Annotated in this window: 15 protein-coding genes; 8 read left to right on the forward strand and 7 right to left on the reverse strand. The window is 54.5% G+C overall.

Annotated features, from left to right (window positions below):
• Positions 1 to 78 precede the first annotated feature (78 nt).
• Both BM373_RS15450 and BM373_RS15455 read left to right on the forward strand, forming a co-directional pair.
• Positions 79 to 621: an isochorismatase family protein gene (locus BM373_RS15450; RefSeq protein WP_090463086.1), complete on the forward strand. Its 543-nt coding sequence runs from the start codon at positions 79 to 81 to the stop codon at positions 619 to 621.
• A complete protein-coding gene (locus tag BM373_RS15455) occupies positions 618 to 1,538 on the forward strand; it encodes a GlxA family transcriptional regulator (RefSeq protein WP_090463088.1) in 921 nt (306 codons plus the stop codon). The genes BM373_RS15450 and BM373_RS15455 overlap by 4 nt, the downstream gene beginning before the upstream one ends.
• Here the strand turns inward: BM373_RS15455 and BM373_RS15460 are convergent.
• On the reverse strand, positions 1,531 to 2,526 hold the full coding sequence (locus tag BM373_RS15460; RefSeq protein ID WP_090463275.1) for an acyltransferase: 996 nt from the start codon (positions 2,524 to 2,526) through the stop codon (positions 1,531 to 1,533). The two genes, BM373_RS15455 and BM373_RS15460, sit on opposite strands and share 8 nt — an antisense overlap.
• Positions 2,527 to 2,709: 183 nt before the next feature.
• Here BM373_RS15460 and BM373_RS15465 point away from each other — a divergent pair, with 183 nt between their 5' ends.
• From BM373_RS15465 to glyS, 3 genes are all read left to right on the forward strand, one after another.
• Positions 2,710 to 3,012 carry a YsaB family lipoprotein gene (locus BM373_RS15465; RefSeq protein ID WP_090463091.1) on the forward strand — a complete coding sequence of 101 codons (303 nt, stop codon included), beginning with the start codon at positions 2,710 to 2,712 and terminating at the stop codon, positions 3,010 to 3,012.
• A gap of 125 nt (positions 3,013 to 3,137) precedes the next feature.
• A complete protein-coding gene (glyQ, locus tag BM373_RS15470) occupies positions 3,138 to 4,049 on the forward strand; it encodes a glycine--tRNA ligase subunit alpha (protein WP_042393986.1) in 912 nt (303 codons plus the stop codon).
• 9 nt (positions 4,050 to 4,058) lie between these two features.
• Positions 4,059 to 6,128 (forward strand): glycine--tRNA ligase subunit beta, encoded by a 2,070-nt coding sequence (gene glyS / locus BM373_RS15475; protein WP_090463094.1) that lies wholly within the window; start codon positions 4,059 to 4,061, stop codon positions 6,126 to 6,128.
• Positions 6,129 to 6,213: 85 nt separating this feature from the next.
• Here the strand turns inward: glyS and BM373_RS15480 are convergent, their stop codons facing one another.
• Complete coding sequence (locus BM373_RS15480) at positions 6,214 to 6,507, reverse strand: HTH-type transcriptional regulator (RefSeq protein WP_090463097.1); 294 nt, start codon at positions 6,505 to 6,507, stop codon at positions 6,214 to 6,216.
• Positions 6,508 to 6,882: 375 nt separating this feature from the next.
• Between BM373_RS15480 and BM373_RS15485 the strand changes: the two genes are divergently transcribed.
• The 3 genes from BM373_RS15485 (at position 6,883) to BM373_RS15495 (ending at position 10,957) form a co-directional block, all read left to right on the forward strand.
• Positions 6,883 to 7,593: a DUF3053 domain-containing protein gene (locus tag BM373_RS15485; RefSeq protein WP_090463100.1), complete on the forward strand. Its 711-nt coding sequence runs from the start codon at positions 6,883 to 6,885 to the stop codon at positions 7,591 to 7,593.
• A gap of 332 nt (positions 7,594 to 7,925) precedes the next feature.
• Entirely contained in the window at positions 7,926 to 9,548 is a 1,623-nt protein-coding gene (locus BM373_RS15490; RefSeq protein ID WP_090463103.1) for a PTS transporter subunit EIIC, read from the forward strand.
• Entirely contained in the window at positions 9,548 to 10,957 is a 1,410-nt protein-coding gene (locus BM373_RS15495) for a CehA/McbA family metallohydrolase (RefSeq protein ID WP_090463106.1), read from the forward strand. The genes BM373_RS15490 and BM373_RS15495 overlap by 1 nt, the downstream gene beginning before the upstream one ends.
• Here the strand turns inward: BM373_RS15495 and BM373_RS15500 are convergent.
• The 5 genes from BM373_RS15500 to BM373_RS15520 all read right to left on the reverse strand — a co-directional run bounded on the left by BM373_RS15500 (position 10,888) and on the right by BM373_RS15520 (position 15,872).
• Complete coding sequence (locus tag BM373_RS15500; RefSeq protein ID WP_090463109.1) at positions 10,888 to 11,613, reverse strand: MurR/RpiR family transcriptional regulator; 726 nt, start codon at positions 11,611 to 11,613, stop codon at positions 10,888 to 10,890. The two genes, BM373_RS15495 and BM373_RS15500, sit on opposite strands and share 70 nt — an antisense overlap.
• A gap of 73 nt (positions 11,614 to 11,686) precedes the next feature.
• The gene (gene ghrB, locus BM373_RS15505) at positions 11,687 to 12,661 is read right to left on the reverse strand and encodes a glyoxylate/hydroxypyruvate reductase GhrB (RefSeq protein ID WP_090463112.1); all 975 of its coding nucleotides are present in this window, start codon (positions 12,659 to 12,661) and stop codon (positions 11,687 to 11,689) included.
• Positions 12,662 to 12,696: 35 nt separating this feature from the next.
• The gene (locus tag BM373_RS15510) at positions 12,697 to 13,977 is read right to left on the reverse strand and encodes an MFS transporter (RefSeq protein ID WP_090463115.1); all 1,281 of its coding nucleotides are present in this window, start codon (positions 13,975 to 13,977) and stop codon (positions 12,697 to 12,699) included.
• Between the two features lie 199 nt (positions 13,978 to 14,176).
• Positions 14,177 to 15,118: a sugar kinase gene (locus tag BM373_RS15515; RefSeq protein ID WP_090463118.1), complete on the reverse strand. Its 942-nt coding sequence runs from the start codon at positions 15,116 to 15,118 to the stop codon at positions 14,177 to 14,179.
• A 4-nt stretch (positions 15,119 to 15,122) separates the two neighbouring features.
• Complete coding sequence (locus BM373_RS15520) at positions 15,123 to 15,872, reverse strand: sugar phosphate isomerase/epimerase family protein (protein ID WP_090463121.1); 750 nt, start codon at positions 15,870 to 15,872, stop codon at positions 15,123 to 15,125.
• Positions 15,873 to 15,889 lie beyond the last annotated feature (17 nt).

The following is a 15,889-nucleotide window of genomic DNA, read 5'->3' on the forward strand; positions in this document are numbered from 1 at the left end:
GCTGTCCTTTTTTGGTCTTAGCAACCCCCTCATACCTTGCCAGAATAGCCTTACACTCACTGAATAAGGCGTCCTGAAATGTCACGTACTGCGCTCATCAACATCGACACCCAACAATCCTTCGTGCACAAAGACTTCTGGCAGACGCAGGATCTCCCCGCGTTTGAGCAGGCCATGCTGCGGCTGATCGCAGGCTGTGAAGCGGCAACTATCCCGGTGGTGGATGTCTTCCACGTTGCCGGCAGCGGCCCCTTCTCGCTGGAAAGCGGTTTTGTCACGCCGATGCCGTTTCTGCGCCACCGGGCTGCGGTGACCTTTCACAAGCAAGTGCATAACGCGTTTACCGATACCGGGCTTGACCGCTGGCTGCGCGCCCGCGACATTAACCACGTCATTATCTGCGGGATGCGCACCGAACAGTGCTGCGAAACCACGGCGCGGGTGGCATCGGATCTGGGCTATCGCGTCACCTTTGTCAGTGAAGCGACGTTAACCTTCCCGATGACTCACAAAGGCATTACGCTGGATAGCGAAACTCTGCGTCACCGCACCGAAACCGTGCTGGCTGACCGTTTCGCGGAGATTAAAACCGTCACCCAAACCCTGGAGTCGCTTGCATGAGTGTCGATGTCTGGTTCGTGATGCTGCCGGGCGTGCTGTCGCTGGATATGACCGGCCCGGCAGAAACCTTTGCCCTGGCAGGCAACGCTTTTCGCCTGCATTTTATCGGGCCAGACGCCGAAGTGCCGACTTCCATTGGTATCACAATGAGTAACATCGCACCGCTGCCGGATACCCTTCCTGAAGGCAGCCTGCTGGTGCTGCCCGGTGTATCCGACTCCGCGCGCTTTTTTGCCACGCCGCAGGCTGAAAAAGTGCGCCACTGGCTGATGCGTCAGCAGCCGCTGATCCACAGCCAAAAAATCACCCTGATGTGCGTCTGTTCCGGCTCGTTACTGGCGGCAAAAGCCGGATTGATGAACGGCATCCAGTGCACCACGCATCATGATGTGATCGCCCGACTGCGGGCAGCAGCGCCCACGGCACAGGTCAAAGAGAACCGGATTTTTATTGAGGATCGCAGCATCTGGACCAGTGCGGGCATCACTTCAGGAATCGATTTAACGCTGCACCTGATTAACCGCCTGTGCGGGCCGGATATGGCGTTAACGGTAGCGCGTGAAATGGTGGTGTGGTTTCGCCGGTCGGGGGACGATCCGCAGCTTTCGCCGTGGCTGCGCTATCGCAACCATCTGCATCCGGCTATTCACCGGGCGCAGGATGCGCTCACCGTCGGACCGGAAAAAAGCTGGTCGCTGGCGGAGATCGCCGCCTGTGCGCACGTCAGCCCGCGCCACCTGACGCGGCTGTTTCAGCAGCATTTAGGGATCAGCGTGCGGGATTATCTTGAACAGCTACGCCTGGCCGTTGCAGAGCAGTGGCTGATTCAGGGGCGCGGCGTCGAGCACGCTGCTCAGGCGGCCGGATTCTCATCGCCACGCCAGTTTCATCGCGCCCGCCAGCGCGCCATCAGCTAACGAAGCGCCGGGTATCCAGGCGTTGTAGCAGCATTGACAGCAGCAGGCTGGCGGCGAGCGTGGCGGTGAAAATCCACACAATATCCAGCAGCGGCCAGCTTTTCAGTTCAACCCCGCGCGTGCGCAGGGCGTGAATAACCAGCGCATGAAAGCCGTAAATGCCCAGCGAATGCCGTGAAATCAGCCCAAGGCCGGGCAGAACGCGATCGTTAAGCGTGTTTTTAACCAGCGTCAGCAAGGAGAGGGCGCAGATAAACACCAGCGGCCCGCAGTAAAGGTACCAGGTATCGGCAAAACTTCCGCGCCATCTCAGCTCATGCAGCGTCCCGCGTGAAATGGCGAACACCGCGATGATAAACACCGCCGCGCACAGCCAGTTCAGTGATTTGCGCTGCGTCTCCATCATGCCGATGGCGCGCCCCAGTAAGCCATACAGCACGTAGTAAAAGGTGTCGCCATTGATATACAAATTGATCGGCAGCCATTCCACGCCGCCCGTTTTGACCGACACCGTGTTCGGGTTGGCGACAATCCCAATCACTATCGTCAGCGCCAGCAGCATTTTTGCGCTCACGCTTTTCACCTGAATCAGCGGCGAAAGCAGGTAAATCACAATAATCGCGAAGAAAAACCACAGGTGGTAAAAGACCGGTTTTTGCAGCAGATATTTGAGCGATAACTCGCTGTTAATTGACGTAAAAAAGGTGATGTAGAGGAACGCCAGCAGGCTGTAAAAAAACAGGCAAAGACCGATGCGTAAAAAGTGGCGCGGCCGGGCGCTGCGCTCACCGAAAAAGAGATACCCCGAGATCATAAAAAACAGCGGCACGCTGACGCGTGAGGCGGAATTGAGGATATTCGCAATATCCCAGTTCAGGGGAGTGACGCTTTGAGCATTGGTAATGTACCCGCTGGTGGTATGGATCATCACGACCATCAGGCAGGCAATCCCGCGCAGATTATCGATCCAGTTAATTTTTGCCTGCATTCTTTCCCCAATTTCCCTCGTAAACAGGTTCTGACTGGTCATTCCCTGCCTTATCACTTTGGATAATTCTGAGTTTACCCGCTTGCGCTTGTCCACTTTGCGATGTGTTTGCAAAATGTTAACAAGCGCAGATAAACGTGCCATAACCAAAAATAATAGCCCGCAAATGAGGCAGCACTCAAAATGATGATGAAATGTCTATTTCCGGCACTTTTATGCCTGCTGGCCGGATGCAGCAGTCCACCGTCGGATTCGCCGCAAAAAGCGCAGGTTGCCCGCGTAAGCCCGGCCCGCACGTTCTCTATGGAGCAGTTATGCAAAGAGACAGCGGCGCACCGCTATAACACCGGCACGCAGAATATTGCGGTGACGCGTTTTGAGCGTTTCCAGGCCAGTTACGAGATGCGCGGCTTTACGCCGAGAGATGAAGGATTTGTCTGCGCTTTCGACACCGAAGGGCAGTTTTTACACCTTTCCATGCGTTAATCAGGCCCAACCGCCGCCCGACAAACCCAATTTTCCCTAAACAAACCCGTTTCGTACTGTATATCTTGCGGTCAACGGGTATACTGGCGACTTCCTTAAATCCACCGTATCCAGCACGAAATACTATGCAAAAGTTTGATACCAGGACCTTCCAGGGCCTGATCCTGACCTTACAGGATTACTGGGCTCGCCAGGGCTGCACCATTGTTCAACCGTTGGACATGGAAGTGGGCGCAGGTACTTCTCACCCGATGACCTGTCTGCGCGCGCTGGGCCCAGAGCCAATGGCCGCTGCCTATGTGCAGCCTTCCCGCCGCCCCACTGACGGTCGCTACGGCGAAAACCCCAACCGCTTACAGCACTACTACCAGTTCCAGGTCGTCATTAAGCCGTCCCCGGACAATATTCAGGAGTTATACCTGGGCTCGCTTAAAGAGCTGGGTATGGATCCGACCATTCATGACATTCGCTTCGTTGAAGATAACTGGGAAAACCCGACGCTGGGTGCCTGGGGTCTGGGCTGGGAAGTGTGGCTGAACGGCATGGAAGTGACGCAGTTCACTTACTTCCAGCAGGTTGGCGGTCTGGAATGTAAACCGGTCACCGGTGAAATCACCTACGGTCTGGAGCGTCTGGCGATGTACATCCAGGGCGTGGACAGCGTGTATGACCTGGTCTGGAGCGACGGCCCGCTGGGTAAAACCACCTATGGCGACGTGTTCCATCAGAACGAAGTGGAGCAATCCACCTACAACTTCGAACACGCCGATGTGGACTTCCTGTTCACCTGCTTCGAGCAGTATGAGAAAGAAGCCCAGCAGCTTCTGGCGCTGGAAAACCCGCTGCCGCTGCCTGCTTACGAGCGCATTCTGAAAGCCGCCCATAGCTTTAACCTGCTGGACGCGCGCAAAGCCATCTCCGTGACTGAACGTCAGCGCTACATTTTGCGTATTCGCACGCTGACCAAAGCCGTTGCAGAGGCTTACTACGCGTCCCGTGAAGCCCTTGGCTTCCCGATGTGCAACCGAAATAAATAAGAGGCGGCCATGTCTGAAAAAACTTTTCTGGTGGAGCTTGGCACTGAAGAACTGCCACCAAAAGCCCTGCGCAGCCTGGCGGAATCTTTTGCTGCGAACGTTACTGCGGAACTGGACGCGGCCGGCCTTGCGCACGGCGGCGTTGAATGGTTTGCTGCCCCGCGCCGTCTGGCGCTGAAAGTGGCGAATCTGGCGGAATCTCAGCCCGATCGTGAAGTAGAAAAACGCGGCCCGGCGATCGCTCAGGCGTTCGACGCTGAAGGCAAGCCAAGCAAAGCGGCCGAAGGCTGGGCGCGTGGCTGCGGGATCACCGTTGACCAGGCTGAACGTCTGACCACCGATAAAGGTGAGTGGCTGCTCTACCGCGCCCATGTGAAAGGCGAAAGCGCGCAGGCGCTGCTGCCCAACATGATCGCGAGCGCGCTGACCAAACTGCCGATCCCGAAACTGATGCGCTGGGGCGCAAACGACGTGCACTTTGTGCGTCCGGTGCATACCCTGACCCTGCTGCTCGGCAGCGACGTGATCCCGGCGACCATTCTGGGCATTTCGTCCGATCGCATCATTCGCGGCCATCGCTTTATGGGCGAGCCGGAATTCACCATCGACAATGCCGATCAGTACCCGCAGATCCTGCTGGAACGCGGCAAAGTGATGGCTGATTACGAATCCCGTAAAGCCAAAATCAAAGCCGACGCTGAAGAGGCTGCACGTAAGATTGGCGGCAATGCCGATCTGAGCGAAAGCCTGCTTGAAGAAGTCACCTCTCTGGTGGAATGGCCGGTGGTGCTGACCGCGAAGTTTGAAGAGAAATTCCTCGCGGTACCGGCTGAAGCGCTGGTTTACACCATGAAGGGCGACCAGAAGTACTTCCCGGTCTATGCCGACGACGGCAAACTGCTGCCGAACTTTATCTTTGTCTCTAACATTGAGTCCAAAGATCCGCAGCAGATTATCTCCGGTAACGAAAAGGTCGTGCGCCCGCGTCTGGCGGATGCCGAATTCTTCTTTAATACCGACCGCAAAAAGCGCCTGGAAGACAATCTGCCGCGTCTGCAAACCGTGCTGTTCCAGCAACAACTGGGTACGCTGCGAGACAAAACTGACCGCATCATGGCGCTCTCCGGCTGGATTGCGCAGCAGATCGGCGCAGACGTAAGCCACGCTGAACGTGCAGGTCTGCTCTCCAAGTGCGACCTGATGACCAACATGGTGTTTGAATTTACCGACACCCAGGGCGTGATGGGCATGCACTATGCGCGTCACGACGGCGAAGCGGAAGACGTTGCCGTTGCGCTGAACGAGCAGTATCAACCGCGCTTTGCGGGCGATGCCCTGCCGTCAAACCTGGTGGCGTGCGCCGTGGCGATTGCCGACAAGATGGACACCCTCGCGGGCATCTTTGGCATCGGTCAGCATCCGAAAGGCGACAAAGATCCGTTTGCGCTGCGTCGTGCCGCGCTCGGCGTGCTGCGCATTATCGTTGAGAAGAACCTGAACCTCGATCTGCAAACCCTGACCGAAGAAGCGGTGCGTCTGTACGGCGACAAGCTGACCAACGCGAAGGTGGTGGATGAGGTGATCGACTTTATGCTCGGTCGTTTCCGCGCCTGGTATCAGGATGAAGGCTACACCGTGGATACCATCCAGGCGGTGCTGGCGCGTCGTCCGACCCGTCCGGCAGACTTCGATGCGCGTATGAAGGCGGTTTCGCACTTCCGCACTCTGGAAGAAGCGGCAGCGCTGGCGGCAGCGAACAAACGTGTTTCCAACATCCTGGCAAAATCCAGCGAGCCGCTGAACGATACCGTTCACGCCTCCGTGCTGAAAGACGATGCGGAAATCCGTCTCGCCATGCAGGTTGCGGTTATGCGCGATAAACTGACGCCGTTCTTCGCCGAAGGCCGTTATCAGGAAGCGCTGATCGAACTGGCCTCGCTGCGCGAGCCGGTGGATCAGTTCTTTGAAAGCGTAATGGTAAACGCGGAAGATACCCAGGTGCGTCTCAACCGTCTGACGCTGCTGGCAAGACTGCGTGAACTGTTCCTGCAGGTGGCCGATATTTCACTGTTGCAGTGATTTTGCCGTCAGGACACAGAAACATAAAACCCGCCAAATGGCGGGTTTTTTCTGACAGGAACACCTAAAGCACAAAAATTATAATTTATTCCATCAACTGCTTACTTAAACGTGGATTTGCCTGAATCAATCGCATCAACTTCAGTTCAGTTGACGACGGTTTTACCCGTTTTGATTCCCATTCGTGAACCGTTGAAACACTGACGCCCATTACACGGGCGAAATCATCAATTTTTAAGCCCGTTCCCTTTCGCAATTGTTCGAACTCCATGAAAGGATTCGTTTTTTTGCTTAACGTGGCTTTATGTTGCGGTACATCTTTAAAGACGATCTGTTCCAGACTGCTCAGCAGTTCAAACATAGGATCTTTATATTCCATTGAGAACTCCTAATAAATCACTTCGCGGCATCGCGAAAACATCGAGCAATTTAAGAATAGTCGGTAAAAATCTTTGTGGATCTTTGCTCGCTAATTAATTGTGCCGATAGCGTAATTAATGCGCAAAAAATGCATTTTTACGCACTTTGCTATTAGCTAACTCGTTAAAAATCAGCACCTGCCGCGAAGATGTATAAATTTGTCAATCTATGGAAAAAATGTTGCTAAAGGATCCGGCGTCCACTGGCGTGCGGGCGAGTTTCCTTCGCAAGATCGTCAGGAAAAGGTATCTTGCAAAGCTGACCTGGACTATCCTTGTAACCCGTAGGCACACGGGTCCCGATGTGCGCTTTTTTGGGTGAAAGGAGTAATAAAATGGCGACAGGAAAGTCCTGCTCTCGCTGGTTTGCGCCTCTTGCGGCGCTATTAATGGTAGTTAGCCTGAGTGGGTGTTTTGATAAAGAAGGCGATCAGCGCAAAGCGTTCGTTGATTTTCTGCAAAATACAGCGATGCGCAGTGGTGAGCGCTTACCCACCCTGACCGCAGATCAGAAAAAACAGTTTGGCCCCTTCGTGTCGGATTACGCCATCATTTATGGCTACTCGCAGCAGGTTAGCCAGGCGATGGACGAGGGCTTGCGCCCGGTAGTGGATAGCGTGAACGCCATCCGCGTCCCTCAGGATTATATGAAGCAGCGTGAACCGCTGCGTCAGGCGAACGGTTCCCTCGGCGTGTTAAGCCAGCAGTTGCAGAACGCAAAAATGCAGGCCGATGCGTCACGCTCCGCGTTAAAACAGGCTGAAGATTTGAAGCCGGTTTACGATCAGGTGTATGACAAAGTGGTGACTAAGCCTGCCAACGCACTGCAACCGCTGATCCCGGCGGCGCAGATCTTCACGCAGCAACTGGTTCAGGTGGGCGATTTTATTGCCCAGCAGGATACGCAGGTGAGCTTTGTGGCGAACGGTATCCAGTTCCCGACCTCACAGCAGGCCAGCCAGTACAACTCGCTGATTGGGCCGCTGGCCTCGCAGCACCAGGCCTTCACACAGGCATGGAATGCAGCGATCACTGCGACGCAGTAAAGAGTAAATCATCTCCCTAACCCGCCATCAGGCGGGTTTTTTTTGCCCTCATTCTGAAACAGGTATTCATTTCATTACTGTCTGTGCCTTTTATTAGCCCACCGTTCCTTTTAAAAAGCAGAGTTGTTATAACAACGCCAGCAGAGATCTCTGTTACTTATTGAAATGACGTGGAATTTCACAGTCGGGTATTTATTTCACCTGATGCTGTTTCTGCATGCGTTTTCTATCAGAAATAATCACGATTAACCCTGTCTGAATGTTGTTTTAACGAACCGCCGTGGGGTTCAGGGAAATAATAATTTTACGACTTTTATATTCAGGAATGAGATATGAAAGAGAAATTACAGACGTATGGAAAAGCTATGCTGGTGCCAATTTCGCTTGTCGCCATCGGTGGTCTGTTACTGGGTATTGGCGGTGCATTAACATCGGAAGTCACGGTGAAATCACTGGGGCTGGAATGGGCCGCCTGGTCCGGTTCTGTTTTCTACAAAGCCTTTATGGTCATTAAAGGCCTGGGCGAAGTTATATTTAAAAACCTCGGCATTCTTTACGCCGCAGGCGTGGCGTTTTCACTGGCGAAAAAAGAGCAGGGCTGGGCCGCGTTTTCATCGGTGGTCGCTTATCTTTCTATGTTAATGACGCTGTCAGTTCTGTTAAAAATTCACGGGTATAGCGCAGACAGCACGACGATTGACGCTTTTATCAGTCAGGGAATGTCGCCCATTGAAGCCACAAAAGCTTCGGCGTTATTCACCACTGAACTGGGATATTTCACCTACCGGACCGGCGTATTTGGCGGATTAGCGGTGGGTTTTAGTGTCGCGGCTATTCATGCCCGTTTTTATAATACAAAGCTGCCTGCTGCGCTGGCGTTCTTTTCTGGTACACGTACCGTGCCTATTTTAGCTTTACTGGCTGGCGGGGCGGCGGGTGTATTTTTCTATGTCGGCTGGCCATTTATTGGCGGTATGCTCAGTAACTTTGCCGGGTTTGTGCACTCATCCGGCCTGCTGGGGACATTTGTGTATCGGGCAACAAATGAAATATTAATTCCGTTTGGCATGCACCCTTTATTATCGTTGCCAATTCGCTGGACGCAGCTTGGCGGTACGGCTGTGGTCGACGGCGTTATTGTTTCGGGCACCTCTGCGATCCAGATGGCGCAACTTGCCTCGCCAGAACCGGGTAAACTTCTGGTGCGGGCTTTTATGGGCGGTAATGCCATTATTAACTTTGCTATTTACCCGGGCATTGCGCTGGCGATGTACCACACGACGCGCAAAGAAAATAAGAAAAAAGTCGCGGCACTGCTGATCTCGGTGGTGGTTTCCACGGTGGTTTTTGGTATTACCGAGCCGATTTTATTCACCTTTCTGTTTATTGCACCCTGGCTTTACTTTCTTGTGTTTGCGCCTTTGGCCGCCATTGGCGAAGTGCTGTCTGAGTTTTGCCAGGTGTCGATTTATCAGGGGAATATCAAAGACTGGATCCCCTTTATTCTGCGGCCTGAGAAGCTCAATATCTGGCCTTTCCTCTGGTTGTTCCCGCTGTTTTTCATTATCTCTTACGCGTTGTTCAGAACATTGATTGTACGCTGCAATATCAAAACGCCGGGCCGGGAAGATACCGCTGAGGACGAAGAAATCCGTCTTTATACCAAGCAGGACTACAATGAGAAAATTAAAAACGGCACGGCAGCGCCAACGTTATCTGAAGGCATTATTGCCGCGCTGGGTGGGCGTGAGAATATTGTGGAAGTTGATAACTGTATTTCACGGTTGCGCATTATTCTGGTCAACGCAGAGCTAATGGCAGCGGATGCTCACTGGAAGAATAACCTTAAAGCCATGGGTGTGGTGCGCATTGGCAAAAACGCGGTGCAAATTGTCTACGGGCCGGATGTATGCAGCATTGCCGTTGATGTTCGTGAACAACTGGGGATCTCCTGATGCGTATTCATCATCATTTTAGCGCAGCCGGGTATGAGGTCTTTCCTGTCACGATCTCTGTTCGCAACGTTCAGGGAATAGATATCACGCTGTGTGCAGGGCCATTTGAGCATTATTTTTTGGTTGTGAAAGATCCCCGGGGGCATATCCGGGCAGTATTAACCTGGAAAACCCGCATCAGGGATTACCATATACGCGAAGCATTTAATGCGGGTTCAAATAATACGCTGCCCGGCGAAATAGTGGATGGCGAGTGGACATTCACCGTAGTAAAACCCGGATTTATTTCCGGAGAAATCGAATATGAGGTTCATTTGTGTGCCAGCGTGCAAGATGATCCTCAACCAAATGCCATTGCGGTACTGGATAAATCCTGGGATGAGATCATTAATCCGCATGCCGGGTGGTATTGCGGCGACCTTCATGCCCACAGCGCCTGGTCAGATGGCCGGGTGTCGTTGCAGCAGATACACCGTCGCGCCCGCGAGCTGGGCCTTGATTTTATGGCATTAACCGACCATTCGATTATCACGACCCATTTTCCGGCAGATGCGCCGATTCTGATCCCGGCGACTGAACTGACGTTTGATAATGACGTTCATTATAATGTGTTCGGCGTGCGGCAATTTATTGATTACAGCCGCTATTTTGCCGGGGCGAAAAGTAAAAATGAGGCGCTGACGACGCTTCACCGGGATATTGCCGCCACGGGAGCGCTGATCGCCATAAACCATCCTTTCGCCGCCGGTATATCGCTGGCGCACGATTTTGATTTACGCGCCATTCATCTGCTGGAAGTTATTAACGCGCCCCATCTGGCCGATCAGCCGATTGATAATGAAAAAGCCATCCGCTTTTTTGATTTTCTCTGGCAGCGGGGCCATCGCTTAACTGCCGTGGGGGGAAGTGACGCGCATAAAGAAAACGGTGCCGGAATTTATCCCTTAGGCCAGCCGCTAACCAAAATCTATTGCAAGGCATTGAGCATTGCCGGCCTGCTTTCCGGTTTAAAAAACGGGCATACGCTCGTTGATAACGGGGCAAATTGCCGGTTAACCCTCCGGCAGTCGTCAGAAGAAATAGTGCCCGGCAGTGAGGTGCGCGGCAGCGTGGAATTTGAGGCGCACAGCGAAGTCCCTGCGCTGGTATGGCGTTTACTTCACAATGGCGAGTGTATTATGGAACGTGCGGGCAGGGAGTTTACCGCCTGCGTGAATCTTGAGCCGGGGAATTATTTCCGGCTGGAAGGGCGACTGGATAATCAAACCGTTTTCTTTGCCAGCCCGGTTTATTGCCAGCTCCCCGCGCCGGAGGAATATCGTTTTTCTGTCCTGCGGGATCATTTCCTGGCGGCGGATTCTTCTTCAAACCACTGCTTAAGCAGTTGCTCAAAACTCAAAATACAGTAGCCAAAAAAAGGATTGGACCAGTAAATATCGTCATCATATTTTTGCGGATCGTGAACAATGATGGCGGTACTGGCAGCCTGCGCCAGAGGGCTTTGGTGATCGCCCGTAAAGCAGACAAGCTCGATATTCTTATGCTCCAGTGACTTCACCCAACTCAGCGCCGATGAACTGCGCCCGGATTTAGAAATAATCCAGATGGCATCGAATTTGGCCGCTGTTTTCTGCTCCAGTATTTCATAATCAGGCCACAGCGCCAGGCTGGCATTAACGCCCGTCACCAGGAATTTATTATAAATATACTGCGCGATTAACTGAGAAAAACCGCTGCCGTGAATAAGCAGCTTTCCCGACCTGAGGTGCCGAAATAGCGTCTGGATGCTCTCTTCAGGCTGAATACGCATGAAATCCCGGTCGGTTGTGACATCCATTCTGGGTTGGGTGATATTGAACTTGATGAAATAGACCATCTCAAGCCAGCCGCTAAAACCCAGTTTTTTTGCCAGACGTACCAGCGATGAGGGATTGCTTAAACACTGTGCCGCGACGGTACGGACGCCCTCTTTCAGACACTGTTCGGTGTTATTTTGAATATAACGCAGCGCGGCAATTTCAGTTTTATTGAGTCGAATATCGCGAAAAAGATTAAGAATATCCATCTTCTGTCCCTCCCTGGCGCTTTTTCGCGATAGTCTACCTGCCTGCATCCCGCAGGCAAGCAGCCCACAGGGTTTACTTCAGGATCTGTGGGTTGACGCAGTTTTTTTCCACCTTGCCGTTGAGCGCATCGATCAGGTTATCCACCGCACACGCCGACATGTTATAGCGCGTTTCGTGGGTGGCGGAGCCGATGTGCGGCAGGGCGACCACGTTCGGCAGCGACAGCAGTTCCGAGTCGGCAGGCAGCGGTTCCTGCTCAAACACATCCAGCCCGGCGGCGTGGATCTCCCCGGTTTTCAGCGCCTGAATCAGCGCCTGCTCATCCACTACCGGGCCGCGTCCGGCGTTGATGAAAATCGCTGACGACTTCATTTTTGCGAACTGTTCCGCGCCAATCATGTGGTGCGTTTCATCCGTTAACGGCAGCACCAGGCAGACAAAATCCGCTTCTTCTAACAGCGTATCCAGCTCGCAGTAGCGCGCGTTGAAACGCTCTTCGGCTTCCGGGTGATGGCGACGCGCGTTGTAGAGGATGGACATACCGAAGCCAAAATGCGCGCGCTGCGCCAGCGCCAGACCGATGCGGCCCATGCCGACGATACCGAGCGTTTTGTGGTGCACATCAATCCCAAACCAGTCCGGGCCGATACTTTTGGTCCACTCGCCCGCTTTCACGCGCTCCGCCACTTCCACCACCCGACGCGCGCTGGTCAGCACCAGCGCCATCATGGTATCGGCCACGGTTTCGGTCAGCACGGTAGGGGTGTGCATCAGCAGAATATTACGCGCATTCAGCGCGTCCACGTCAAAGTTGTCGTAGCCCACAGACACGGTGGAGGTGGCACGCAGTTTGGGCATTTTTTCCAGCAGAGCCGCATCCACTTTCTCGCTGGAGCCCAGCAAACCCTCTGCACTGGCAAACGCCTCTGCGTGTTGTTGCACCGTTTCCGGGTTCAGGTTGGCAACCTGGGTAACGGTGAAATGGTCTTCCAGACGCTGTTGCAGATCATCAGGCATGGCTTTGTACAGAATAATGGACGGCTTCATGCGGTTCTCCCAAATAATAATAGAGGTCGGTGCGATTACGCGTGGCGCGCGCCCACCGGCAGAGTTTGATTATTAGCAGGCTTAACAATCAAAGTAAGCCACACTGAAACGAAAAGTGCCACTCCCATAAAAATGTACGAGGCCGCCGGGCTGCCGGTGGAGCCGTTGAGATAGCCAACAAACCACGAGCCGAAGAATGAGCCGAGTGCGCCCATGCTGTTGATCAGCGCCATTGCGCCACCCGCAACGTTACGCGGCAGCATTTCAGGAATGATGGCGAAGAAGGGGCCGTAAGGGGCATACATGGCCGCACCTGCGATCACCAGCAGCGTATAGGAAACCCAGAAGTGGTTTGCGCCCACGGCCCAGGAACCGATAAAGGCGAACGCAGCGATCAGCAGCAGTGGCCAGACAAAGAGTTTACGGTTTTGCAGTTTATCGGACGCCCAGGACGCAAGGATCATCGCGATGGTCGCCGCCAGATAAGGCACCGAGGAGAGCCAGCCCACTTCCACCATCCCGAGGTTTGCGCCGCCGCTGCGGATAATCGAAGGCAGCCACAGCACAAAGCCATACACGCCGATGCTCCAGGTGAAATACTGCGCGCACAACAGGATCACATTGCGTGAACGGAAGGCTTCACCGTAGTTGCGCACGGCTTTGATGCCCTGTTGCTCGCTTTCCAGTTGCGCCTGCAACGCCGCTTTTTCATCGTCCGCCAGCCAGTTCACCTGCGACGGTTTATCTTTCACCAGCACCCACCAGCAGAACGCCCAGATGATTGCCGGCACGCCTTCAATAATGAACATTTCACGCCAGCCGAAGGACTGGATCAGGTAGCCGGAAACCACCGACATCCACAGCACCGTGACCGGGTTGCCGAGGATCAAAAAGGTGTTCGCCCGCGAGCGTTCTGATTTGGTAAACCAGTTACTGATGTAAATCAGCATCGCGGGCATGACGGCGGCTTCAACGACGCCGAGGATAAAGCGGATCGCCGCCAGTGCCGGGATATTGTTGACCACGCCGGTCAGGGACGCGCAGGCCCCCCACAAAATCAGGCAGACAAAGATGAGCTTACGCACGCTGCGGCGTTCGGCATACATCGCCCCCGGGATCTGGAAGAAGAAATAGCCGAGGAAGAACAGTGCGCCGAGCAGCGATGAAACGCCCTTGGTGATGCCCAGATCTTCGTTAATACCTGCCGCTGACGCGAAGCTAAAGTTCGCGCGATCGAGATACGCCAGGCTGTAGGTGATGAACACGATTGGCATGATGTACAGCCAGCGTTTTGCGGCGTTTGTTGGGCTTTTCATAGATTTGCCTCTGATGTTGTAGGTACAGGTTATGTTTCTTTATCTCTCACCCTCACCCCGGCCCTCTCCCTGAGGGAGAGGGGGAAGGGCAAGTCCGCGCTCGATTTGTCCCCTCTCCCTCAGTGAGAGGGGAAGGGCAGTCCACGCTCGATCTGTCCCCTCTCCCTCAGGGAGAGGGTTAGGGTGAGGGTCGAGGACGTCACCCCTCGCCAAGCTGTTCGCGCGTCGGCAGACCTTCGCTGTCGCCCTGGACCTGGATCGCCAGCGAGCCGATTTTATTCCCCCGCTCTACCGCCTGCTTAAGCGGTTTGCCTTCCAGCAGGGCGCTAATCACCCCGACGGCAAACCCGTCGCCCGCGCCGACGGTATCGACCACGTTCTCAACTTTTATCGCCGCCACTGCGCCTTCTTCGCCGCTGGCGGTTTTGAACCATGCACCGTCGGTGCCGGTCTTAATCACGACTACTTTCACGCCCCGCGCCAGGTAAAAATCTGCGATGCCCTGCGGGGTTTTCTCACCGGTGAGGATCACGCCCTCTTTTAATCCAGGCAGAACCCAGTCGGCCTGAAAAGCGAGGCGATTAAGTTTTTCCACCATCTCGGCTTCGCTTTTCCACAGCACTGGCCGCAGATTGGGATCAAAGGAGATCGTTTTACCGCGCGCTTTCATCACGCCTGCTGCGCGATCCAGCAGATCGTATGAACTGGCAGACAACGCCGCCGCCACACCGCTTAAATGCAAATGGCGTGCGCCTGAAAACATCGCTTCATCAAAATCATCAGTGGAAAGATGGCTGGCTGCGGAGTTTTTGCGGAAATACTCCACGGTGGGATCGGTTCCATCTTCAACTTTAGATTTCAACTGAAAACCAGTGGCATAGCGGCCATCAATGGCCACGCCTGCGGTGCCGATGCGCTCTTTTTGCAGCGTGTTCAGCACGAACTGGCCGAAGCTGTCATCGCCCACGCGACTCACCCAGTTCACCTTCAGACCGAGGCGTGCAAGGCCGGTCGCTACGTTTAACTCTGCGCCCGCCACGCGTTTAATAAAGTGCTCCGCGCAGGCCAGATCGCCGGTTTCGGTGGCAACAAACATCGCCATGGCTTCGCCAATGGTAATCACATCCAGAGCGTTTTCCATGGCATTACTCCTCGCGTAATAAGTCAACGTAACGGCGCGTAACGGCGGTTAAATCGCGCCCTTCAAGCGGAAATTCGATCCCACGCGGGACATCGGCGGGAAGCTGATTCAGCAATTCTGACCAGCGCTCCTCGGCCTGATCCGGCGGCACCGCACGGTAATGAAAATGGTGCGCCACGGCCGCTTTCACATGGATATAGCTGACGGCAGGAGCCAGATGGCGTGCGGCTTCTTCTGGCGATTCGCCCACCCACAGCCAGTTCGCCATATCAAAAGTCAGCGTCACGGGGAGATTCATCACCCGGCAGGCTGCTTTAAAGCGCTGCATAGGGGCCAGTTGCCCGCAGTCGGTCTGATCGTTTTCCACCACCAGCGCCATCCCGCTGTCGGCAAGCCACGTGCGCAGCGTCTCCAGCACCGTTTTATGCTGAAAATGTCCCAGCGAGACTTTCAGCCACAGGGCGTTGAGCGTGCGGGCTTCTGCCAGCAGCGCGGGCAGTAACGGGTTGAGCGTGCCGTCGGGCAGGCACAATGGTTCGGGCGCGGAATAGCAGGCCAGCAACTGGTGCGATTCGATAAGATCGGCGAGTGCGGGCAGCGCGTTCAGGGTCTCCGCATCGAACAGCTCGCGGCGGATTTCCACACCGTCGGCTCCGGCATCCGCGATAAACGGCAGCACACCCGCCTGGCCGCCCAGCGCCTGAATGCGCTCATGGCCATACGCGGCGGTGACGACGATAATTTTTCTTTGCATCTTTCTGCTCCAGCTCG

This window comes from Enterobacter sp. kpr-6 (assembly GCF_900116015.1).
Taxonomy (GTDB): domain Bacteria; phylum Pseudomonadota; class Gammaproteobacteria; order Enterobacterales; family Enterobacteriaceae; genus Enterobacter_D.

Excerpts from the sequence above, each read along its gene's own strand:
- BM373_RS15450 (WP_090463086.1), top strand. The coding sequence starts at position 79 with ATGTCACGTACTGCGCTCATCAACATCGACACCCAACAATCCTTCGTG.
- BM373_RS15455 (WP_090463088.1), top strand. The coding sequence starts at position 618 with ATGAGTGTCGATGTCTGGTTCGTGATGCTGCCGGGCGTGCTGTCGCTG.
- BM373_RS15460 (WP_090463275.1), bottom strand. The coding sequence starts at position 2,526 with ATGCAGGCAAAAATTAACTGGATCGATAATCTGCGCGGGATTGCCTGC.
- BM373_RS15465 (WP_090463091.1), top strand. The coding sequence starts at position 2,710 with ATGATGATGAAATGTCTATTTCCGGCACTTTTATGCCTGCTGGCCGGA.
- glyQ (WP_042393986.1), top strand. The coding sequence starts at position 3,138 with ATGCAAAAGTTTGATACCAGGACCTTCCAGGGCCTGATCCTGACCTTA.
- glyS (WP_090463094.1), top strand. The coding sequence starts at position 4,059 with ATGTCTGAAAAAACTTTTCTGGTGGAGCTTGGCACTGAAGAACTGCCA.
- BM373_RS15480 (WP_090463097.1), bottom strand. The coding sequence starts at position 6,507 with ATGGAATATAAAGATCCTATGTTTGAACTGCTGAGCAGTCTGGAACAG.
- BM373_RS15485 (WP_090463100.1), top strand. The coding sequence starts at position 6,883 with ATGGCGACAGGAAAGTCCTGCTCTCGCTGGTTTGCGCCTCTTGCGGCG.
- BM373_RS15490 (WP_090463103.1), top strand. The coding sequence starts at position 7,926 with ATGAAAGAGAAATTACAGACGTATGGAAAAGCTATGCTGGTGCCAATT.
- BM373_RS15495 (WP_090463106.1), top strand. The coding sequence starts at position 9,548 with ATGCGTATTCATCATCATTTTAGCGCAGCCGGGTATGAGGTCTTTCCT.
- BM373_RS15500 (WP_090463109.1), bottom strand. The coding sequence starts at position 11,613 with ATGGATATTCTTAATCTTTTTCGCGATATTCGACTCAATAAAACTGAA.
- ghrB (WP_090463112.1), bottom strand. The coding sequence starts at position 12,661 with ATGAAGCCGTCCATTATTCTGTACAAAGCCATGCCTGATGATCTGCAA.
- BM373_RS15510 (WP_090463115.1), bottom strand. The coding sequence starts at position 13,977 with ATGAAAAGCCCAACAAACGCCGCAAAACGCTGGCTGTACATCATGCCA.
- BM373_RS15515 (WP_090463118.1), bottom strand. The coding sequence starts at position 15,118 with ATGGAAAACGCTCTGGATGTGATTACCATTGGCGAAGCCATGGCGATG.
- BM373_RS15520 (WP_090463121.1), bottom strand. The coding sequence starts at position 15,872 with ATGCAAAGAAAAATTATCGTCGTCACCGCCGCGTATGGCCATGAGCGC.